The organism is Micromonospora sp. NPDC051227, assembly GCF_044455385.1.
In the GTDB taxonomy this organism is placed as follows: Bacteria; Actinomycetota; Actinomycetes; order Mycobacteriales; family Micromonosporaceae; genus Micromonospora.
This window is the reverse complement of sequence record NZ_JBITET010000004.1, coordinates 238,520-259,207: the sequence shown is the minus strand read 5'-3', so window position 1 is coordinate 259,207 and position 20,688 is coordinate 238,520. Positions and strand designations below refer to the sequence as shown.

The following is a 20,688-nucleotide window of genomic DNA, read 5'->3' as shown; positions in this document are numbered from 1 at the left end:
TGGCTGAGATCCGCCGTACGTCCGTCCGGTTGCCCCGATCGGTGCGCGGTGGGGCGCGAGCGCGCACCGATCGACGCGGCACAGTGAGTTGAGTTCGGATCCCGTGAATTCCGATCTTCCGCGGATATCCACCTCGATCCCTCCATGTCACACCCACAGCTGACACAGAGCGTGCCGGTAACGCGGACAAATGGTGACATGGCTCGAAGTGACGCGAACCTGACTAACCGAGTTAGGTCTGCCCAGGCGGGGGTTCGATTAGTTTTCCGGTCCGGTGCACGGGACTTGTCGGCCAGCCCGACGCCGCGCCGATCAGCGCCCCACGCCGGAGGAGACACACATGACAGTCCCCGCGCCGCGGGCCCGTCGACGGCCGTCCACGCTGGGCCGGCTGCTGCCCCTGCTGCTCATCGGAGCACTGCTGGCACCGTTGGGCCTGCTCGTCACGTCGAACTGGCGGCAGGTCACCGACGATCGGGACCTCGCCGCCCGGGAACGGCTCGGCGTGCAGTACCTCACCGCGCTGGCGGCGGTCACCGACGCCCTCGTGGAGGCCCAGTCCAACGCGGTCAACGGTCGCCCCGTCGCCCGGGAGGCGTTGAACGGGGCGGTCGAGAAGGCCGCCGAGGTGGACGCCCGCATCGGCGGGGAGCTGCTCAGCCAAGAACGCTGGGCCGGCGTACGGGCCAAGCTGGAGGCGCTGCGCGGCCGGGGCGCCGCCGACCCCGAGGCCGCCTACACCGCCTACGGCGAGGTCTCCGACCTGCTGCTGGCCCTGCACCGGAAGGTCCGGGAGAGCTCCGGGCTGGTCCGCGACCCCGAGGCCGACTCATTCTTCCTCCAGGACAGCGCCGGTCAGGAACTGCCCGAGGCGGTGGTGGCCGCCGGCCGGCTGGCCGACCTCGCCACGCTGGTCTCCCGCCGGCCGGCCGCCGAGCAACCGCGCGGCCTGCTGGAGCTGACCGGGCTGCGGGTGTCCGCCCTGGCCCCCGCCGCTGATCTCGTCGACAACCTTCGCTCGGCCGTGGACGGTTCGGAGAGCACGGACCTCGGTGCCAACGTGCTGACCCCGCTGGACACCTACCAGCGTTCGGTGGAGGCGCTTGCCGCGTACTCCGTGCCGGGCAAGGAAACTGGCGTGGTCAATCCGGGCCAGTTGAGTGCCGCAGCGCTCAACTCGCACCGCTCCGCCCGCCAACTTCAGCCGGTCATCCTCACCGAACTAGACGCGGTGCTGGCCGAGCGCATCGACCGGCTCAACCGGGACCGCTGGCTGACCGCCGGGGCGGGTGTCGTCGCCGTCCTGCTGCTGAGCTGCCTCGCCGCGTTGCTGGTCGCCGCCGCTCGCCGGGCCCAGCGTCGGGCCGCCCTGGCCGCGATCCACGCGGAGAGTCCCGACACCCCGCCACACCGCGACCCGTGGCAACCGCCGGCCGACGAGCCGCGCGCGCTGCAACCGGTCGGGGCTGCCGGTGACCCGGAGACCGCACAGTGGGGGGCGTTCGATGCTGCTCGGTAGGCTCCGGATCCGCGGCAAGCTCGCGCTTCTCGTGGTGATTCCGCTGCTCAGCATGGTCGGCCTGGCCGTGCCGGTGATGCTCGACCGGGTCGCCGCGGCACAGCGGGCCGGCGACACCGCCGACCGTGTCCGGCTCGCCAGCCGGGTCGGCAGCCTGGTCCAGGACCTCCAGCAGGAACGCATCCTCTCCGTCGGCTTCCTGCTCGGCCGGGTCGAACGCAGTGAGCTGGTCCGTAAGTCCGCCGACGTGGACGACCGGGTGGCCGACCTGCGGGCGGCGCGGAGCGACGCCCTGACCGACCAGGTCGACAGCGCCCTCGACGGCGTGTCCGGCCTCATCGACCTGCGCACTGCCGTCCTGGCACGGGCCGCCAACCCCGGTCAGGTGATGGACGCGTTCGGCCCGGTCAACAAGGGGATCATCGAGTCACTGCGGCTGGTGGTCGGGGTTGACACCGACACGTTGCCGGGCCGTCAGGTACTCGCCCTCGACGGGTTGCTCCGCGCCGACGAGGGCCTGGGCACCTGCGCCACCCTGAGCCTGCTGGTCAAGGCGATCGGCACCCCGGACACCACCGCCGGGTACGTGGCGTGCATCGCCGCGCTCATGGTCGACAACTCGCGCTTCCGCAGCCTGATCACGCCCGAGCAGCTCACGGTGGCCCAGCTCAACGACGCCGCCGTGGCCGCGCGTACCAGCCCCGACTTCCTGGTCAGGAGCGCCCGGGATCCGGCCGCCGCGGTCCGCGACGTGCCGATGGAGGCGCTCTTCCCGGCCGTCCGCACGATGATCCGGCTCGGTCAGTTCGTCGAGAAGAAGCTGGTCGCCGACGTGCTCGCCGAGGTGACGGCCGAGCAGCGGCGAGCGCTGACCGCCGCGTACCTGGTCGGTGCCGCGGCGGCGTTGATCCTGACGTTGGTGGTGCTGCTCAGCGTGGCGGTGGCGCGGACGGTGGCCGGACCGCTGACCCGACTCACCCGCTCGGCCGACCGGGTCGCCCGGGTCGCCGAGGCGGAGCTGGTCCGGGTCACCGACGACGAGGCGGAGAGACCTCAAGCGGTCCGGCTGGAGCCGGTGGACATCCGCGCCAACGACGAGATCGGCGACCTGGCGCGGGCCTTCGACCGGGTGCAGAACACCGCGGCGCAACTGGTCGAGCGGCAGGTCGCCGGCCGACGCAACGTGGCGCAGATGTTCGGCCACGTCGGGCGCCGTACCCAGAACCTGGTGGGTCGGCAGATCGCGCTGATCGACCGGCTGGAGCGGCAGGAGGCCGACCCGGGCCGCCTGGAGCACCTGTACCGACTCGACCACATCTCCAGCCGGTTGCGGCGCAACGCCGGCAGCCTCGTGGTGCTCTCCGGCTCGGCCGGAGCCGACGCGCACACCGCGCCGGTGCCGCTGGCCGACGTGGTCCGGTTGGCACTCGGTGAGATCGAGGACTACACCCGGGTGGAGGTGCAGGTGCCGGCGGGCGTCTCGGCCGCGCCGGCGGTGGTCGGTGACCTCGTCCTGGCGCTGGCCGAGCTGATGGAGAACGCCACAGTCTTCTCTCCGCCGCACACCCGGGTGCTGGTGGCCGCCGAGACGTCCGGCCTCGGCGCACGGCTCACAGTGGTGGACCACGGCATCGGCATGAGCGAGCAACGCCTGGCTGAGGAGAACGCCCGGCTCACCCGCCGGGAACGGCTCGACCTGGCCCCGACCGAGGTGCTCGGTCTCTTCGTGGTGGGCCGGTTGGCCCGTCGGCACGGCTGGCAGGTCGCCCTGGCCGCCACCGGCGGCGGAGGGGTGACCGCACAGCTGGAGATCCCGTCGACGTCGCTGGTGCTGCGCCGCGCCGACCGCGCCGGGGCCACAGTGGCCCGCGCCGCGGTGCCGGATCGGGACCGACGTACGACGGCCACGCCCGACCCCGAGCACGAAGCGCGGCCCAGCGCGGTGGCCGTCGCCGTGCCGGCCCGCTTCGACTCGGACCTGCTGAGCCGGGCCACCCTCAGCCTGGACGCCGGCCCGTCCTGGAACGCGTTCGGTCGGGGCCAGCCGGAGCAGGCCGCTCCCGAACCCCGGAGCACCGAACCGGTGGGCAAGCCGGGCGGGCCACGGGTGCGGCAGCGGGTTCCCGGGGCGACGCTGCACGCCGCCGCCCCGACGACCCGGCCGGTGGACGCCACCGGCGCAGACCCCGCCGCCGCCCGCGCGCTGGTCGAGGCCTTCCAAGCCGGTGTACGCCGCGCCGAGCTGCACGTGGCGCCGGGCATCGACGGCGCGTCGGCGCGGACGGCCAGCGACCCGTCGGCCAGCGCCGGGGCGGCCATGGTGGACTTGGGCACGACCGTCGACCTGCCCAGCACCCCGGGAGGCGCCGGCCCCACGGTGCCGCGTGGTGGTGGCTCGACCGATGCCGCACCGGAGCGGCCCCGGTTGAGTCGACGGGTCCCGGGAGCGAACCTCACCGCCATCCCGGTCTGTCAACCGCCCAGCACCCACCTCGGTGACCCGGCCGAGGTCCGCGACCTCATCAGCGAGTTCGAGGCGGGCGTCGCCCGCGCTCTCCGCGAAGTCAGCCCCGACCACCGGAACGAAGAAGGATCATCACGGTGACCAGCCCCTTCCTGCACGACAATGTCGACCAGAGTCAGCCCAGCGCCAATGGGGACCTCAGCCCGGAGGCCCGTACGTTCAACTGGCTGCTGGACTCCTTCACCTCCAGCACCGCCGGCGTCCTGGAGGCGATCGCGGTCTCCTCGGACGGTCTGCTGATGGCCATGTCGGCGATCAAGGATCGTTCCAACGCGGAGCGGTTGGCCGCCGTCGTGTCCGGAATGACCAGCCTCGCCGGTGGGGCCGCCAGTTGGTACGCCCTCGGCGGCCTCAACCGGGTGATCGTCGACATGGCCGACGGCTACCTGCTGATCAGCGCGATCAGCAGCGGTTCCGTGCTCGGGGTGGTCGCCGACCGTTCGGCGAACCTGGGCACCGTCGCGTACGAGATGACGCTCTTCGCCGGGCGGGCCGGGGGCGCCCTGACCCCGCGACTGATCGTCGAGTTGAAGAACGCCGTTCAGCAGTGACTCCCGACGTCGCCGGCGAGGATCCGGACCCGGACCCGAGGGTTCGGATCCGCCCGTACCTGCGCACGTCACCCTCGACCGGGGTGGGCGCGGCGGCGACACCCGCGCTGCCCGAGCCGGAGCCGGACGGGGACCAACCGGGCGGTCCCCGTCCGTTCGTGCTCACCTCCGGGCGGGTTGCGGGTGCCGACCCGGCGATCGGGCTGGAGACCCAGGTGACCGTCCGCACGGACAGCGGCTGGTGGGCCGGCCCACCCGGCGCCCTGCTGGCACCGGAACTTCAGACCATCATCGCGCTCTGCGCCGAGCCGATCTCGGTGGCCGAGATCTCGGCCCGCGCCCGACTGCACTTCGGCGTGACGCGGGTCCTGGTCGGCGACCTACGCGCCGCCGGGCACCTGGACGTGCACGTGACCGACACCGACGACGCTGTCGACCCCGATCTCATCCTGCGAGTGATTGATGGACTCCGTGCGATCTCCTGAATGGCCGGTCGCCCCGCTCGGCGGGGTCGCCGCGAACAGCGCCGCCGCCCGTTACGGCATGTCCCCGGGCACCGGGCCGATAGTCGGGCGGGCGGGCCCACCGCCGACCGCACCGCCTCCGTACCGGCCCTCGTCCGGTGCGGGGTCGATCCCTCCGACCGGTAAGCCGGCCGCACCGCCGATCCCGGTCAAGATCCTGGTGGCTGGTGGGTTCGGGGTGGGCAAGACCACCACCGTGGGCGCGATCTCCGAGATCGCGCCCCTGACCACCGAGGCTGAGATGACCACCGCCGGGATCGGCGTGGACGACCCGGGTGCCCGGTCCACCAAGACCACCACCACTGTGGCGATGGATTTCGGCTGCGTGACGATCGACCGCAGTCTGAAGCTCTACCTGTTCGGCACGCCGGGGCAGACCCGGTTCGGCTTCATGTGGGACGACCTGGCCCGGGGAGCGCTCGGCGCGCTGGTGGTGGTGGACAGCGCCCGGCTGGACGACTGCTTCCCGGCCATCGACTTCTTCGAGCGGGCGGGGCTGCCGTTCGTCGTCGGGGTCAACGCCTTCGACGGGCGACTGGCCCTGGAACTCGGCGAGATCCGTTGGGCGTTGGCCATCGGCGATCATGTACCCCTGGTGCAGTTCGATGCCCGCGACCGGCTCTCGGTGCGGGACGCACTACTGGTCGTCCTGGACCGCGCGCTGGACCGCGCTACCCGGGACAGGAGGGCCTGAGCCGACCAGCTCCGGCCGTGGCGGGAAGAGGTGATCTGGTGAGGGGCGACCTGGACGAGACGCTGGCCCGGCTGGCCCGACGTGAGGAGGCGTCGCGCCGTCGGGCCGCCGACCGTGACGACACCACCGCACCGCCGAGCTCGCCCGGCCTCGGCGGTGACACCCGCAACGCCCGGTCGGGCCGCCACGCGGGGGTGGAGGCCCCGAGCGAGGTGGCCGGATGGGGGCCGGTCGAGGAGGTGGCCGAGGCGATCCGCCAGGTCGTCGGGGCCTACCCCGGACTGGCGGTGACCGTGCAGGTGGAGCACGCCGGGCGGACGTACCCGATGCGGGTCTCCTGGGACGGGCCTGCCGTCACGGTCGGACCGGTTCCCCCGCCGACGCCGGTGGAACCCCCGCCGGCCTGGCCGCTCTCCGGCCGGACGGTGCCCGCCTGGGCACCCGGTCCGGACGGGTTGGCCCCGGACCCGGCAGCCCGGTTGGCCGAGCTGATCCGGCGCGACCCGACGCTGTTGGACGAGCTGGATCCGCGGCGCTGACCGGCGGGGCTGGCTGCCGGCGGCTACGGTCGGGCAGTGGCGCAACCCGACCTGACCTTGACGGCGAGCCTGCGGCCGGCGGCGCTGGACGCCCGACGGGGCATCGTGCGCCTGCACCCGGAGGCGCTGACAGCGCTGGGGCTGCGCCCCGGCGACCCGGTCCGCCTTGTCGGCCGCCGGGAGACGGCCGGGATCGCGGCGGCGGCCGGGCCGGGCGCGAGCAGCGCCCTGCTGTACGCCGACGACCTGACGTTGGGCAACCTGGGTCTGCGCGACGGCGGTCAGGTGCGGGTGAGCCCGGTGCCGTTGGTCTCTGCGAGCCGGGTCGTCCTGGCCGGGCCGGTGGGGGTCGTCGCGGCGGTCAGCCCGGAGATGCTCCGGCTCGCCCTGCTGGGCAAGGTGCTCACCGCCGGGGACGACGTGTCGCTGCTGCCGCAGGACGTGCTGCCGGACGCCTCGGTCCGCAGCCTGGTCGAGGCGGCGCGACGCAGCCTCGCCAACACCGTCGGTTTCGCCTGGACCAGCACCCTGCTCAGCGTGGTCACTGTCGAGCCGGCGGCCGGCGCGCTGGTCACCATGGGCACATCGGTCGCCTGGGAGCACGGTGCGACGACCCACGGCGGGCCCGCCCCGGTCGGCGCCGCGCCGCCCCGTCCGGGCACGAGCGCCGACGCCGTTCCGGCTGAGGACGCGCCCGACGTGGACGAGCTGCCCGGGCTGCGGGCCCAGGCCGAGGAGCTGACCGAGCTGCTGGACCTCGGCTTCCACCACCGGGAGGTGCTGGGCCGGCTCGGCACCACCATCTCGTTGGGGGTGTTGCTCGTCGGCCCGGCGGGCTCCGGGAAGTCGGCGCTGGTCCGGGCCGTGGCCGCCCGGGTCGGTGCCCGCGTCCACCCGCTCTGGGCGCCGGAGGTGGCCGCGTTGGCCGGTCAGGCCGCCGCCGAGCGGTTGCGCGTCGCGGCATCGTCGGCCCGGGCCGAAGGGCCGGCGGTACTGCTGGTCACCGACGTCGAGGCGCTCGCCCCCGCGGACGATCCCGGTCCGGTGGCGACGGTGTTCCGTCAGGTGCTCGCGGAGAGCATCCGCGCCGGCGTCGCCGTGGTCTGCACCAGCGGCCGGCCGGAGGCGGTCGACCCGGCACTGCGCGCCCCCGACCTGCTGTCGCTGCGGATCAGCGTCCCGCTCCCGGATCAGGCGCTGCGCCGCGAACAGCTCACCGTGCTGACCCGGCAGGTGCCGCTGGCCGACGACGTCCGGCTGGACGAGGTGGCCGCGCGTACCCCCGGGTTCGTCGCGGCGGACCTGGCCGCGCTGGTCCGGGAGGCCGGGGTGCGCGCGGCGCTGCGGCAGAAGTCCGCCGAGACGCCGACGGTGTCGATGGCCGACTTCACCGCCGCCCGGGAAGTGGTCCGGCCCACCACGATGGCGGCGTCAACCCTGGATCTGGCCTCGGTGACCCTGGACGACGTGGGCGGCCTGGACGAGGTCAAGCAGACGCTGACCGAATCGGTGCTGTGGCCGCTGACCTACCCGGACACCTTCGCCCGCCTCGGCGTGCAGCCGCCGCGCGGCGTGCTGCTCTACGGGCCGCCGGGCTGCGGCAAGACCTACCTGGTCACCGCACTGGCGGGGTCGGGGCGGGCCAACGTCCTGTCGGTCAAGGGGGCCGAACTGCTCTCCAAATGGGTCGGTGAGAGCGAACGCGCGGTCCGCGAGCTGTTCCGTCGGGCCCGGGAGGCGGCCCCCACGCTGATCTTCCTGGACGAGGTGGACGCGCTGGCGCCGGTACGCGGCCAGGCCACCGACGGGGGCACCACGGACCGGGTGGTCGCCGCCCTGCTCACCGAGCTGGACGGGGTGGAGACGCTGCGCAACGTGGTGGTGGTCGGTGCGACGAACCGGCCGGACCTGGTCGACCCGGCGCTGCTGCGGCCGGGCCGGCTGGAGCGGCTGGTCTACGTGCCGCCGCCGGACGGACCCGCCCGCGCGGAGATCCTGCGGGCCGCGTCCCGGCAGGTGCCGCTGGCACCGGACGTCGACCTGCCGGCTCTCGGCGACGAGCTGACCGGCTTCTCCGCCGCGGACTGTGCGGCGCTGATCCGAGAGGCGGCGCTGGCCGCGATGCGGGAGTCGCTCGCCGCCGCCACGGTCACCGCTGAGCACGTGTCGACCGCACGGGCCCGGGTACGACCGTCGCTGGACCCGGCCCAGGTCGCCGGCCTGGCCGCGTACGCCGCCGACCGGGAGTGATCAGACCAGCACAACCTTTCGTCGCGCCCAGGACGTTCCCAAGGCGTCACATTCCTCAGTGGAATCATCCACTGCGACGTCAGGTGGTGTTCCTTGCGCAAGCTGCTCTCTCTTCTCATCGTCCCCCTCGTGGCGGCGGCGACAGTGGTCTCGGTCGGCGCACCGGCGGCGGCTCATCCGGCGAAGCCGTTCCCCGCCCGGATCGCGCTGCCGAACGGGATCGTGGCACTGCCGGACGGCGATCTGCTGGTCGCGCAGATGCTGAGCGGTCAGCTCGTACGCGTCGACCCGCGTACCGGCGGCAGCCGCCTCGTCGACCTCGGGGGCTACTCGGTGGAACGGGCCGACGGGCTGGTGCTGCGCGGTCGCACCCTCTACGTGATCCGGAACCTGACCAACGTCGTCGCGGTGGTCCGACTGAACGCCGGCTACACCGCAGGAGTGGTGCAGCGCGAGATCACCGGCCCGCAGCTGCGTTCGCCGGCCACCGGCGATCTGCTCGGCTCGGCGTTGTACGTGGTGAACGGCCGGTTCGACGTGGAGTCGACGCCGAGCACCGACTACGACATCGTTCGGCTGCCGGCCTGACCCAGGCGGTCGGGGCGGCCCCTGCGGTCGCCGCCGAACTCGACGGGCAGCTCAGAGAGCGGGTGGCGTCGAATCGAGGCAGATTTCGGCGCGCACCTTGCCGCCGTCCGCGCGCAGTTTCGCGCCACACTTCTGCAACACGGCGACCGCGCCGATGTTGTCCGGTGTCGTCTCGGCCACCACGGCCCGCATGCCCGCCAGAGCGGCGGCGTTCAGCAGCTCCCGTAGGGCGGCGGCGCCGATTCCCTGCCCGCGCGCCGACCGGCCGAGCCACATCCCGGTCTCCACCGTGCGCGGCTCGTCACAGCGCGTCATCCGGACCATGCCCATCACCTCGCCACCGACGAGGATGGCGTACATCTGCGAACCGGTCGGGCCGTCCAGCCCGCCGAAGCTTGCCCGGTGGAATTCGCGGAACGCCTCGCGACGGGCGAGCGACCAGCCGGCGGGTGCCTCGACCGGGGGCATCACATCACACGGCTCCGCCTCCGCAGCCGCTACGGAGAGCAACGGCTCCAGGTTTCGTTCGTCCACCGGCTCCAGCCGGACCGCACCCGCCACGTGCCGCAGTCTGCCGCTCTCATCGGCCGAAGTCCACCCCATTGGCCATCCACTGGCGGTCCGGACAGCGGTACCGGCCGGTCGGGCGGCCCGGGTGTTCCACATCACGCTCTGTTGTCACCCGACCGGGTGTCAGGGGACCAAAACACCTACCCGAACTCGCAGAACACCACCGAAGCGTCGTCGGTGGACTTGTGTCGGCGCAGTCGGTCGGGGTGGTCGCGCTCGGCGTCCCGCACCCGGTCCAGCAACGCGCCCGGACCGTCGGCGCTCAGCAGGTCGAGCAGACCAGCCCAGTCGGTCAGCGCGAACTGCTCCACCGCGCTGGACGCGCCGTCACTGAGCAACGCTGCCCGCCGTAGCGCCCCCGGACCGTGCCGGGGCGCGGTCCCGGTGACCGCGTGAAAGGCCGCGTCCGGGTCCGAGGCGGCCACCCAGTAGCCGTGGGTGCGGTTCATCCGCTCCCGCTGGACGCTCACGGCGTGCCGGAACCGGGTGACCGGGTCCGCCGCGCCGCCCGGCACGATGGCCACCGTCTCCCGCAGCTCCGCCATCGCCGCGTCCAGCCGGTTGTCGGTGACCACGCTGACCTGCCCGCCGGCGTCGAGGACCAGCGGGCTGTCGCAGAGCACCAGGTAGTCCACCTGGTCGCCGCAGTCCCGCAGGAGGCAGACCGTGCTGGACGGGGTGCCCGGATGGTCGAGGTCACACTGCCCGCCGTGGTCGGCGCGTACGGCGAGGACGGCCGCGGCCAGGTTACTGGTCAGCCGGGCGGCAGGGCGTACCGCCTCGGCGACGCCGATCCGGGCCGCCAGGTGCCGGACGTACCACTCGGGCCCGTGCACGCAACCGGTGTCGAAGCCGTCCGGCACCGTCGCGCCGTCCAGGACACCGACCAACGGGCCGAACCGGAAGACCAGATCCTCGTTGACCGGCCGGCCCGGGGCCGGCGCGGACGCGGAGCGTACCCGCATCACCGACGCCGGCCCCGGCGCACCGATCGGGTCAGCGCTGGCGAAGGTCGTCGGCGGCCGCATGCGTCTCTCCCTGCACCTGACCGGCAGCCGAACGGCCCTGGTCGCGTACCGCGGACAAGCCCTGCTGGGCGCTGGACCGCACCGACTGCGCCGCCTGCTGCGCGGGCTCCCGCAGGTTGTCCTGCATCTGGTGGCCAACCTGGCTCGCCTGCTCGCGCAGCTCGTCGGAGTGCTCACTCACCATGTTCCGCGCGCGCCCGGCGAGGTGCCGCTCACGCCCGCTCGGCGGGATCAACGAGGCGGCCAGCAGACCGACGCCGAAGGCGACCAGGCCAGCGGCCACCGGATTGCCCTGGGCCTGCTCCCGAGACTGGTGCCCGAGCGAGCGCGCCTCGTCCCGCACCGAGCCCATGACCTCCCGAGACTGGTGCCCGAGCGAACGCGCCTCGTCCCGCACCGAACCCATGACCTCCCGAGACTGGTGCCCGAGCGAGCGGGTCTCGTCGCGAACCGAGCCGGCCATGTGCGACACCCGCTGGCTGGCCTCTTGCCCCATGTGACTCGAGCTGCCCATCACCTTCTCCTTCGCTCGGGTGAACGCGCTGCGGGCCTGCCCGACGCGGTCACCGGCGATCCGACGCGGGTTGACCTTGTCGGTCAGCGCATCGACGTCACTGCTCAACTCGTTGCGGGTGGTTTCGATCTCCCGCCGGATCCGATCCGGATCACTGGACATGACCTGTTCCCTCCCGACTCGTTCATCGACCCCGCAGGGCGTCCGGCAACTCCCGGGCAGTCTGCTGCGTCCGGGGTAGAACCCCCCCACGTGCCCGCTTCAGCTGGGTTCGGGCGTTGATGAAGAGACCACCGGCCACGGCGGCCCACAGGACCGCGACGATCAGCGCCGCCCATCCCTGGTCCATCGTGTTGGACAGCCCCCACCAGAGGGCGTACGACACGAACAGCACCGCCAGGAACCCGGCCAGCCCGGCACCGCCGAACATACCGCCGGCCTTGCCCGCCTGGCTGACCTCCTCGCGCAGCTCGGCCTTGGCCAGCTCGACCTCCTTGCGCATCAGAGTGGAGACGTCCCTGGTCACTTCGCCCAGCAGTTCGCCGACCGAGGCCTGGTTCCGTTCCTTCTCCGGGGCACTCATGGCGCCACCCCGCCGGGCAGGTCCGACTGCTGCCGACCGGCGGCCGAGACGTTCTGCGCCCGTGCCGTCCCCACGTACGGCTGCTGACCGGTGTCGGCTGGTGCGCCCCGCGCGGGTGACGGAGCACCGGACGCGCTGCCACCCTGACCGTTGCCCGAGGACGGCGCGGTCAGACCCCGGGTGAGCCGTCCGACGAGCAGCCCGGCCACCGCCGCGCCCGCGAGAAAGGTCCCCGGGTGCTGCCGCGCGTACGTGCGTACCTCGTCGAGCACGTCGCTGGGCTCGCGCTCCTCGAGCCAGCCGGCGGCCTGCTGGGCGGCGTCGGCCGCCTTGCGTACCACCTGACCGGCCAGCCCGGAATCGCCGTCCTGTTGGGCCATCGAACTGAGGTTCTGACCCAGGTCGCGCAGGCCTTCGGCGGCCCGCCGCTGCTGTGTCTGCGCCTGATCGCGAAGCTGCCCAGTGGCCTGGCCGGTCAACTGCTGGGCCTGTCGCCGCGCCTCCGCAGCCACCTGTCCGCCCTGCTCAGCGGCGGTGTGGGCGACCTGACCCCCGGCCTGCGCGGCCTGCTGGCCGACCCGGGATGCCTCCTGGCGGGCCTGCTGTCCTCTGCCACTCTGGTTCGTTGCCGTCATACCCCGCTCCCTTCCTGGGCCCAAGGTCGCGTGGGACCTCGGGACGCCTCCCGCGTACCCGCCTGGTCAGCCGGCATGCGGCTGGGCGGGCGGTCGGGGACCGCCGACCGCCGGGCCCATGGCCGACGCCGGCGATCTTGCACTTTGTGTCGCGGCAAAGACGCACAAAAGACGCGAAACGGCCGCAGAAAGTGCAAGATCGCGGGGCGTTCGGTCAGCGGCGGCGATTACGGGCGCGGGACGAGCGCAACCGGCGGAGTCGGCTGATCAGCACGGGGTCGGCGGCGAGGGCCGCCGGATTGTCCAGCAGACCGTTGAGGAGCTGGTAGTACCGGGTCGACGAGATCCCGAAATTGTCCCGGACGGCCTGCTCCTTGGCACCGGCGTGCCGCCACCACTGCTGCTCGAAGGCGAGGATGGCCCGCTCCCGCTCGGTCAGCCCCGCCGCGGGATCAGCGGGCTGCGCCGACTCGTCGGTCTCGATGGGCGGGGCAGGTCGGGGATTCGGGACGGTCGGCCCGGTGGCACCCGCGACCTCACCCGGACGAGCGTCGGTGGACGGCTCGGGGGCGGCCGGGGTGGCGTCGGCGGACATGCCGCTCAGCCTAGCCAGCGGCGACCAGGGACGCAGCAAGCGGCGCGGCCGGTCCGTACCGCCGGGAACCCCGACGGCCGGGTCGGCCGCGCCGCGTCACGTCGGTCAGGTCAGGAGATGTCGCGGCGACGCATCGCCCAGAGCGCCGCCCCGAGGATCACCACCACCCCGACCGAGAGCAGGACGGAGGACTGCTGCCAGGTGATGTCCATCGTCGCCGGTTCGCACGACCCGAAGTAGGTCGCGTTGCAGGAGTTGTAGTCCTCCAGCTTGACCGTCTTCGTCATCCAGGCCAGCGCGTACGTGGGCAGCAGCCAGGCCTCGGCGAACCGCACGCCCGCCATGGAGAGCAGGATGCCCAGGCCGAACTGGCCGACCACCATCACGGCCACCACGCCACCGAGGGCCATCGCGGTGTGCCGACCCAGCGAGGCGAGGGCGAAGCCGATGGTGGTGAGCACCAACACCAGCACCACACCGCGTACGCCGGTCAGGATGAACGACTGCCAGACCCCGGAGGTCATCTTCTCGGTGCTACCCCGGAAGGTGGCGACCGCCCAGAACCCGGCAAACCACAGCACCGCGGCCGGAAGCGTCACCGCCAGGATGCCGGTGAGCAGCGCGGCCAGCTTGGTGAGCAGTACGGTGAGCCGCTTCGGCCGCCAGAGCAGCAGGTTCATCATGCCGCCGGTGCTCCACTCGGCGCCGACGAAGGACGCGCCGATGACGAACCCGACCAGGGCGAGGATCGCCGCGAACGGGATCAGTGTCTCGTCGAACGTCTCCTTGAAGTCGAACGTCGAGGGCAGGAACCAGCTCGCCTCGATCTGGTCCCGGGACGGGGCGGTGATCACCGAGCAGTCGTCCGGGTAGCGGCCGTCGGTCGCCGTGCCGGCCGTCTTGGCCTGCTCGCACGCGACGCGCTCCTGCTCGCTCCAGCGCACCTGCTCCTGGTACTGCTGGTCGGCCTGACGCTCGGCCTGGGCGAGCTGGCCGGCGTCGATCTTCTGGTTGGTGAAGAACACCCCGACCACCACCGCGGCCAGCACCAACAGGCCGAGCAGTGACATGTAGCGGGTGAAGCGCCGCTTGCTGAGCCGGCGCAGCTCGGTACGAAAGAGGCTCACGCGCCCCACCCTCCTGCGGCGGGACCGGGCTGACCCGTTCCGCCGACCTTCATGGACTCGTCGACCTGCCGGTGCTGACCGGGTACCGGCGCGGTGGCGGTCAGTTCGAGGAAGACGCTCTCCAGATCGACGGCGATCGGCGCCAACTCGCTGACGTAGAGGTTCTTCTCGGCGAGCAGCCGGGTCACCGACGCCGGCTTGTCGACGCCGGCCAGCATCAGGTGGTCCGGGTGACCGGTGACCCGGATCCCCGCCGCGGTGAGCGCCTCGGTGGCCACCGGCAGGTCGCTGACCGCCTCCAGCCGGATCCGGACCGCACCGGAGGAGTGCTGCGCGAGCACCTCGTCGACCGGGCCGAACGCGACCCGCCGGCCGAGCGAGATGATGGTGACCGAGTCGCAGATCAGCTGGATCTCACCGAGGATGTGGCTGGACAGCACCACTGTCATTCCGGACTCGGCGAGCGTGCGCATCAGCGTACGCATCTCCCGGATGCCGCCCGGGTCGAGGCCGTTGGCCGGCTCGTCGAGGATGAGCAGCTTCGGGTTCTTCAGCAGGGCCGAGGCCACGGCGAGCCGCTGCTTCATGCCCAACGAGTACGTCTTGACCCGCTCGCCGGACCGGTCGCGTAGCCCGACGAGTTCCAACACCTCGTCGACCCGGACGGCCGGCACCTCGCCCGCCCCCGCGAGCAGGGACAGCGTGTCCCGGGCCGTGAAGTGCGGGAAGAACTGCGGGCTCTCCACGATCGCGCCGACCTGGCCGGCGACAGTGGGCAGCGCGTCGGGAACCTCGTGCCCGAGCAGCGCCATCCGGCCGCCGTCGGGTCGGATCAGGCCGAGCAGGGTACGCAGCGTGGTGGTCTTGCCGGACCCGTTGGGGCCCAGGAAGCCGTGCACCTGCCCCGCGTCGACCCGCATGTCGAAGCCGTCGAGCGCGTTGCGGGTGCCGCGTCGACGACTCTTGTACGTCTTACGTAGACCTTCGATCTCCAGGACAGCTGGCAAGCTGCACCTCCCCCGATGGGTGGGCGTGACAGCCGACACCATACGCGGTATGCAGAAGCGCGCAATACGCGGTATGCATCGACGCGCCGATCAGGCCAGTTCGATGACGGAGCGTGACCTCTCAGGCGCAGATGACCTGTACGCCGGCAGCGCGGAACGCGTCCACCACCTCCGGCGCGGCACCGGAGTCGGTCACCAGCGTCTCCACCCGCTCGACCGGGCAGATCCGGGCGAAGGCGTGACCCCCCAGCTTGGACGAGTCCGCGATGATCACCACGCGCTTGGCGCGGGCCACCATCAGGTTGTTCATCGCCGCCTCCCCCTCGTGGTGGGCGGCGGCGCCGAGCTGCGGGTCGATCGCGTCCACGCCGAGCAGGGCGACGTCCAGGGTGACCTCGCGCAGCAGCGCCCCGCCCAGCGGGCCGACCAGCTCGAACGACTTCGGGCGCACCACGCCGCCGGCCACCACTACCTTCATCCGGGATCGGACCAGCAGTTCGTTGGCGATGTTCAGCGCGTTCGTCACCACTGTGAGCTGGGCACCCTCGGCGCTGGTGTTCAGATCCGGTCGCACGGCGAGCGCCCTGGCCACCTCGGTGCTGGTGGTGCCGCCGTTGAGGCCGACCACGGTGCCCGGCGTGACGAGCGCGGCGGCGGCCGCCCCGATCCGCTGCTTCTCGGCCGAGTGCTTGGCCGTCTTGTAGCGCAGAGGCAGGTCGTACGACACGCCGTTGGCGACCGCGCCGCCCCGCGTCCTCGTGATCATTTGCTGCTGCGCGAGCTGGTCGAAGTCACGCCGGATGGTGGCCTGGGAGACGTCCAACCGCTCGGCTGCCGCCTCGACGCTGACCCGGCCGTTGTCGGTCAGCATTTCGAGCAGGGCGTTCCATCTGGCGTACCGGTCCACCGCGGGGGCCCTCCCAGCAACTGCACGGACGGTGATTGATTGCGTGCACACTAGTGCGCGAAACTAGGCTGGCGCAAAAGACTGACCTGCGCGATCGGCCGGCCGGTTGCCATGGTCACCCGCGTTCGCGCAGAATAACGCGCGAAATGCGGGTCTAACGAGCCGTATTGCGCACCGATCGGCCCTGCGAGGAGTTTCCCATGGCGTACGTGGACGCGGAGATCGCGAGCCAACCCGACTGCTGGCGGGAGGCGGCCAGGCTGGCCGAGGACGTACGCGGTGACCTGCCGCGCCCCGGGGAGCGGGTCGCCGTCGTCGGTTGCGGCACGTCGTGGTTCATGGCGATGGCGTACGCGGCCCGCCGCGAGCAGGCCGGCCAGGGTGAGACCGACGCGTTCCAGGCGTCCGAGTTCCCCGCCGGCCGCCGCTACGACCGGCTGATCGCGATCACCCGCTCCGGCACCACCACCGAGGTGCTGGAACTGCTCGCCGCCCTGCGCGGACGGACACCCACCACCGTCATCGTCGGTGACCCCACGTCCCCGGCGGTCGAGCTGGCCGCAACCACCGTGGCCCTGCCCTTCGCCGACGAACGGTCGGTGGTGCAGACCCGCTTCGCGACCACCGCGCTCGCCCTGCTCCGGGCGCAGCTCGGCGACCCGGTGACCGCGCTCGCCGCCGACGCCGAGGTGGCGGTGCGATCCCCGCTGCCGATCGACCCGGCCACCATCGAGCAGGTCACCTTCCTCGGTCGGGGGTGGACGATCGGGCTGGCCCAGGAGGCGGCGCTGAAGTGCCGCGAGGCGGCCACCTTCTGGGCCGAGGCGTACCCGGCGATGGACTACCGGCACGGGCCCATCTCGGTCGCCGCGCCGGGCCGGCTGGTCTGGGCGTTCGGTGAGCTGCCCGAGGGGCTGCCCGAGGACGTGGCCGCCACCGGCGCGGCCTTCGTGCACAGCCGCACGCACGGCTGGCGCACGGTGCTGGGCAGCTGGTCCGCCGGCCGTACCCCGGTCGATCCGATGGCCGACCTGATCCTGGCCCAACGCTTCGCGGTCGCGCTGGCCACCAGCCGGGGCCTCGACCCGGACGCGCCCCGCCACCTGACCCGGTCCGTGGTGTTGGCGTGAGCGCGAGGAGTGAGCCGGGTTTGCGAGCCCCGCAGTCGCGAACCGAGATGGCACCATGAGCGACCGCGTGGTCGTTGCGCTGGACGTCGGCGGCACCGGCATGAAGTGCGCGCTGGTCCGCCCGGACGGCGTCGTGGTACGCACCGAACGGCACCCCACCGACGCTGCACGCGGCCCGGCCGCCGTGGTCGGCACCATCCTGGAGGTGGCCGGCGGGCTTGCCGACAAGGCCCGCGCCGACGGGCTCACCCCGATCGCGGTCGGCATCGCCGTGCCCGGGGTGGTGGACGAGGCACGCGGCGTCGCGGTCTGGTCGGCGAACGTGGGCTTCCGGGACGTACCCCTGCGGGACCTGACGGTGCAGCGGCTCGGCCTGCCGACGGCGCTCGGCCACGACGTGCGCGTCGGTGGTCTCGCCGAGGCCCGGCTCGGCGCCGGACGCGGCACCGGGCACGTGCTGTTCGTGGCGATCGGCACCGGCATCGCCGCCGCGCACGTCGTCGACGGCACGGCCGCGGTGGGTGCCCACGGCGCCGCCGGGGAGATCGGCCACATCCTGGTCCGTCCCGACGGTCCGCGCTGCGGCTGCGGCCGCCCCGGCTGCCTGGAGGCGGTGTCGTCGGCCGCCGCGATCGGCCGCCGCTACGCCGAACTCGCCGGCGAGACCGCCGACGCTCCGGTGACGGCGGCCGAGGTGGCCGAGCGGGCCGCGGCCGGCGAACAGCTCGCCGGCCAGGTCTGGCGGGAGGCGGTCGAGGCGCTCGCCGACGGCCTCGCCAGCGGGCAGGCGCTGTTCGACGTGGCGACGATAGTGCTCGGCGGCGGCCTGGCCCAGGCCGGGGACCTGCTGCTGACCCCGCTGCGGGCGGCGCTGCACGAACGAATGACCTTCCACCGGGAGCCGCAACTGGTCGCGGCAGCCCTCGGCGACGAGGCCGGTTGCCTCGGTGCCGCCCTGCTCGCCCTGGACGCCGTGGGTGTCCGTGACCATCAGGAGAAGCGATGACCGTACGGGTGAACGGCCGAGTGGTGACCCCGACCGGAGTCGTCCGACAGGGCTGCGTCGAGTGGGACGGTGACCGGATCACAGCGGTGGCCGAGTATCCGTCGGTGCGCGACGGGCACTGGATCCTGCCCGGCTTCGTCGACATGCACACGCACGGCGGTGGCGGGCACACCTTCACCACCGGGGACGCCGACGAGGCCCGCGCGGCGGCCGACTTCCACCTCGCCCACGGCACCACCACACTGCTGGCGAGCCTGGTCAGCGCGCCCTTTCCCCTGATGCGTACGGCCACCGAGGCGTTCGCCCCGTTGGTCGACGAGGGCGTGTTGGCGGGAATCCACTTCGAGGGGCCGTACCTGTCGGCCGCCCGCTGCGGCGCGCAGAATCCGGAGTACCTGCGTGACCCGTCGACCGACGAGCTGACCGAGCTGATCGAGCTGGGTCGCGGCGCGATCCGGATGGTCACCCTCGCCCCGGAGCGCGACGGCGCACTGGAGGCGATCAAGCTGCTCACCGCGCAGCGGGTGGTGGCGGCGGTGGGTCACACCGACGCCACGTACGAGCAGACCCGCGCCGCGGTCGCCGCCGGCGCGAGTGTCGGCACCCACCTGTTCAACGGGATGCGGCCGGTGCACCACCGTGAGCCGGGGCCGGTGGTGGCCCTGCTCGACGCGCCCACCGTGATCTGCGAGCTGGTCACCGACGGGGTGCACCTGCACGACGGCATCCTGACCTTCGTCACCGCGACCGCCGGCCCGGACCGCGCCGCGCTGATCACCGACGCGATGGCCGCCGCCGGCATGCCCGACGGCGAGTACGAGTTGGGCGGCCAGGCCGTCACCGTCGCCGACGGGGTGGCCCGACTCGCCCGCGACGGCGCGATCGCCGGCAGCACGCTGACCATGGACGCCGCGCTGCGGCACGCCGTGAACGCCGGAATCCCGATCGCCGACGCCGCACGGATGGCGGCGACCACCCCGGCACGGGCCATCGGCCTGGGTGACCGGGTCGGGTCCCTCCAGGTGGGCCTCCGCGCCGACCTGGTGGTGCTCGACGAAGACCTCAACGTGGTGCGGGTGCTGCGCGGAGGCTCCTGGGTGGAGTGATACCGGTCCGGGTGCCGCGCCCGGGAGCCGAGGCTAGCCGGACAGCCAGGCTGGGCCTCAGCTGAGGCTGGGGACTTCCACGCCGAGGATGGCCTGCTCGTCGGGGCGGTGCACCAGCACGTCGGACAGGTACGACTGGACCGCGTGGCGCATCCCGACGTCCCGGCCGGCCTGCTCGGAGAGCAGCCACTTGTGCTCGATGATCTGGGCGAACAGCTCCTGCGGCTCCAGCTTGCGGCGCAGGTTCGCGGGGACGGCCCGGACCACCGGCTCGAAGACCTCGGTGAGCCAGCGGTGGGCGGCCTGCTGCTCGTCGACCAGGTCGCTCTCCGCGCGGTAGGCGTCCAGGTCGTTGAGCAGCTTGCGGGCCTGGTTCTCCTCGGCGTCCAGTCCGGTCAGCCGCAGCAGCCGCCGGGTGTGGTAGCCGGCGTCGACGACCTTCGGCCGAACCAGGAACCGCCCGTCGTCGATGGACGACATGGCTACCTCGGCGACGTCGAAGCCCAGCTCGTTGAGGCGGCGGATCCGGCCCTCGATGTCGTGCCGGGCCTCCCGCTCGATCGCCTGCTCGTAGGTGATCTCGTGCCAGAGCCGCTCGTAGCGCTGCACGACCTCCTCGCAGACCACCTCCGGGTCGATGGACTCGTGCAGCAGGCCGGCGGCCTGCAGGTCCAGCGCCTCACCGAAGATGTTCACCCGGGCGATCTCCAGGTCCTCGCCGCGCTGACCGTTGGAGAGCGAGTTGTGCAGGGCACCCGTCTCCGCGTCCACCAGGTAGGCGGCGAAGGCGCCCGCGTCCCGCCGGAACAGCGTGTTCGACAGCGAGCAGTCGCCCCAGAAGAAGCCGGTCAGGTGCATCCGCACGATCAGGGCGGCGAGCGCGTCGAGCAGCCGGCTCATCGTCTCCGGCCGGAGGGTGTGCGAGAAGAGCGCCCGGTACGGCAGCGAGAACTGCAGATGCCGGGTGATCAGCACCGATTCGAGCGGCTCCCCGTCCTCGGTCTGCCGGTCGGCGACGACCGCCACCGCCTCGACCGAGGGAAAGTCGATCCGCTCCAGGGCCCGGAGCAGGTCGTACTCCCGCTCGGCGATCCGCTCGCGGGTCTCCTTGAACGCGTACACGTAGTCGCCCAACCGGACGAAACGGACGATGTGCCGGGAGATGCCCTGCGGCAGCGCCACCAGGTGTTGGGCAGGCCACTCCTCCAGCGGTGTCGACCAGGGCAGGTCGAGCAGCGCCGGGTCCACGAGGGCAGACGTGATCCGCACGGGCACAAGCATGACTGGTCGC

At 72.7% G+C, this 20,688-nt stretch carries 21 protein-coding genes; 11 read left to right on the top strand and 10 right to left on the bottom strand.

Features of this window, described 5'->3' with window-relative positions; all coding sequences use genetic code 11:
* Positions 1-340: 340 nt before the first annotated feature.
* From ACIA47_RS12635 to ACIA47_RS12600, 8 genes are all read left to right on the top strand, one after another.
* Complete coding sequence (locus tag ACIA47_RS12635) at positions 341-1,519, top strand: hypothetical protein (protein ID WP_396707679.1); 1,179 nt, start codon at positions 341-343, stop codon at positions 1,517-1,519.
* Positions 1,506-4,124, top strand: coding sequence for a nitrate- and nitrite sensing domain-containing protein (locus tag ACIA47_RS12630; protein WP_396707677.1), 2,619 nt, complete (start codon positions 1,506-1,508; stop codon positions 4,122-4,124). The genes ACIA47_RS12635 and ACIA47_RS12630 overlap by 14 nt, the downstream gene beginning before the upstream one ends.
* Positions 4,121-4,594 (top strand): roadblock/LC7 domain-containing protein, encoded by a 474-nt coding sequence (locus ACIA47_RS12625; protein WP_091402960.1) that lies wholly within the window; start codon positions 4,121-4,123, stop codon positions 4,592-4,594. Before ACIA47_RS12630 ends, ACIA47_RS12625 begins: the two co-directional genes overlap by 4 nt.
* Positions 4,591-5,079, top strand: a complete 489-nt coding sequence (locus tag ACIA47_RS12620) for a DUF742 domain-containing protein (RefSeq protein ID WP_396707674.1) — start codon at positions 4,591-4,593, stop codon at positions 5,077-5,079. Before ACIA47_RS12625 ends, ACIA47_RS12620 begins: the two co-directional genes overlap by 4 nt.
* Positions 5,057-5,812, top strand: coding sequence for an ATP/GTP-binding protein (locus ACIA47_RS12615; RefSeq protein WP_186718233.1), 756 nt, complete (start codon positions 5,057-5,059; stop codon positions 5,810-5,812). Before ACIA47_RS12620 ends, ACIA47_RS12615 begins: the two co-directional genes overlap by 23 nt.
* Positions 5,813-5,850: 38 nt before the next feature.
* Entirely contained in the window at positions 5,851-6,351 is a 501-nt protein-coding gene (locus tag ACIA47_RS12610; RefSeq protein ID WP_396707672.1) for a hypothetical protein, read from the top strand.
* A 36-nt stretch (positions 6,352-6,387) separates the two neighbouring features.
* Positions 6,388-8,601 carry an AAA family ATPase gene (locus tag ACIA47_RS12605; RefSeq protein ID WP_396707670.1) on the top strand — a complete coding sequence of 738 codons (2,214 nt, stop codon included), beginning with the start codon at positions 6,388-6,390 and terminating at the stop codon, positions 8,599-8,601.
* A gap of 93 nt (positions 8,602-8,694) precedes the next feature.
* Positions 8,695-9,189, top strand: a complete 495-nt coding sequence (locus ACIA47_RS12600; RefSeq protein ID WP_396707668.1) for a hypothetical protein — start codon at positions 8,695-8,697, stop codon at positions 9,187-9,189.
* A gap of 51 nt (positions 9,190-9,240) precedes the next feature.
* On the opposite strand, the gene ACIA47_RS12595 is transcribed toward ACIA47_RS12600, so the two are convergent.
* From ACIA47_RS12595 to ACIA47_RS12555, 9 genes are all read right to left on the bottom strand, one after another.
* Positions 9,241-9,750 (bottom strand): GNAT family N-acetyltransferase, encoded by a 510-nt coding sequence (locus ACIA47_RS12595; protein WP_203126534.1) that lies wholly within the window; start codon positions 9,748-9,750, stop codon positions 9,241-9,243.
* Positions 9,751-9,899: 149 nt separating this feature from the next.
* Positions 9,900-10,787 carry a hypothetical protein gene (locus tag ACIA47_RS12590; RefSeq protein WP_203126532.1) on the bottom strand — a complete coding sequence of 296 codons (888 nt, stop codon included), beginning with the start codon at positions 10,785-10,787 and terminating at the stop codon, positions 9,900-9,902.
* Positions 10,756-11,463, bottom strand: a complete 708-nt coding sequence (locus ACIA47_RS12585) for a DUF3618 domain-containing protein (RefSeq protein ID WP_396707665.1) — start codon at positions 11,461-11,463, stop codon at positions 10,756-10,758. The genes ACIA47_RS12590 and ACIA47_RS12585 overlap by 32 nt, the downstream gene beginning before the upstream one ends.
* Before the next feature lie 22 nt (positions 11,464-11,485).
* The gene (locus ACIA47_RS12580; protein WP_396707663.1) at positions 11,486-11,884 is read right to left on the bottom strand and encodes a phage holin family protein; all 399 of its coding nucleotides are present in this window, start codon (positions 11,882-11,884) and stop codon (positions 11,486-11,488) included.
* Complete coding sequence (locus tag ACIA47_RS12575; RefSeq protein ID WP_203126525.1) at positions 11,881-12,519, bottom strand: hypothetical protein; 639 nt, start codon at positions 12,517-12,519, stop codon at positions 11,881-11,883. Before ACIA47_RS12575 ends, ACIA47_RS12580 begins: the two co-directional genes overlap by 4 nt.
* Before the next feature lie 214 nt (positions 12,520-12,733).
* A complete protein-coding gene (locus ACIA47_RS12570; protein ID WP_396707661.1) occupies positions 12,734-13,114 on the bottom strand; it encodes a DUF3263 domain-containing protein in 381 nt (126 codons plus the stop codon).
* Between the two features lie 110 nt (positions 13,115-13,224).
* On the bottom strand, positions 13,225-14,241 hold the full coding sequence (locus ACIA47_RS12565; RefSeq protein WP_203126521.1) for an ABC transporter permease subunit: 1,017 nt from the start codon (positions 14,239-14,241) through the stop codon (positions 13,225-13,227).
* Positions 14,238-15,248, bottom strand: a complete 1,011-nt coding sequence (locus ACIA47_RS12560; RefSeq protein ID WP_396707659.1) for an ABC transporter ATP-binding protein — start codon at positions 15,246-15,248, stop codon at positions 14,238-14,240. The genes ACIA47_RS12565 and ACIA47_RS12560 overlap by 4 nt, the downstream gene beginning before the upstream one ends.
* A 121-nt stretch (positions 15,249-15,369) precedes the next feature.
* On the bottom strand, positions 15,370-16,155 hold the full coding sequence (locus ACIA47_RS12555; RefSeq protein ID WP_091403015.1) for a DeoR/GlpR family DNA-binding transcription regulator: 786 nt from the start codon (positions 16,153-16,155) through the stop codon (positions 15,370-15,372).
* Positions 16,156-16,355: 200 nt separating this feature from the next.
* Between ACIA47_RS12555 and ACIA47_RS12550 the strand changes: the two genes are divergently transcribed.
* Genes ACIA47_RS12550 through nagA form a run of 3 tightly spaced genes read left to right on the top strand, consistent with a single transcriptional unit; the run spans position 16,356 to position 19,397 of the window.
* Positions 16,356-17,285 carry an SIS domain-containing protein gene (locus ACIA47_RS12550; protein ID WP_203126520.1) on the top strand — a complete coding sequence of 310 codons (930 nt, stop codon included), beginning with the start codon at positions 16,356-16,358 and terminating at the stop codon, positions 17,283-17,285.
* A 55-nt stretch (positions 17,286-17,340) separates the two neighbouring features.
* Positions 17,341-18,291 (top strand): ROK family protein, encoded by a 951-nt coding sequence (locus ACIA47_RS12545; RefSeq protein WP_396707657.1) that lies wholly within the window; start codon positions 17,341-17,343, stop codon positions 18,289-18,291.
* The gene (gene nagA / locus ACIA47_RS12540) at positions 18,288-19,397 is read left to right on the top strand and encodes an N-acetylglucosamine-6-phosphate deacetylase (protein WP_396707655.1); all 1,110 of its coding nucleotides are present in this window, start codon (positions 18,288-18,290) and stop codon (positions 19,395-19,397) included. Before ACIA47_RS12545 ends, nagA begins: the two co-directional genes overlap by 4 nt.
* Before the next feature lie 57 nt (positions 19,398-19,454).
* On the opposite strand, the gene ACIA47_RS12535 is transcribed toward nagA, so the two are convergent.
* Positions 19,455-20,678 carry a DUF4032 domain-containing protein gene (locus tag ACIA47_RS12535; RefSeq protein ID WP_396707653.1) on the bottom strand — a complete coding sequence of 408 codons (1,224 nt, stop codon included), beginning with the start codon at positions 20,676-20,678 and terminating at the stop codon, positions 19,455-19,457.
* Positions 20,679-20,688 lie beyond the last annotated feature (10 nt).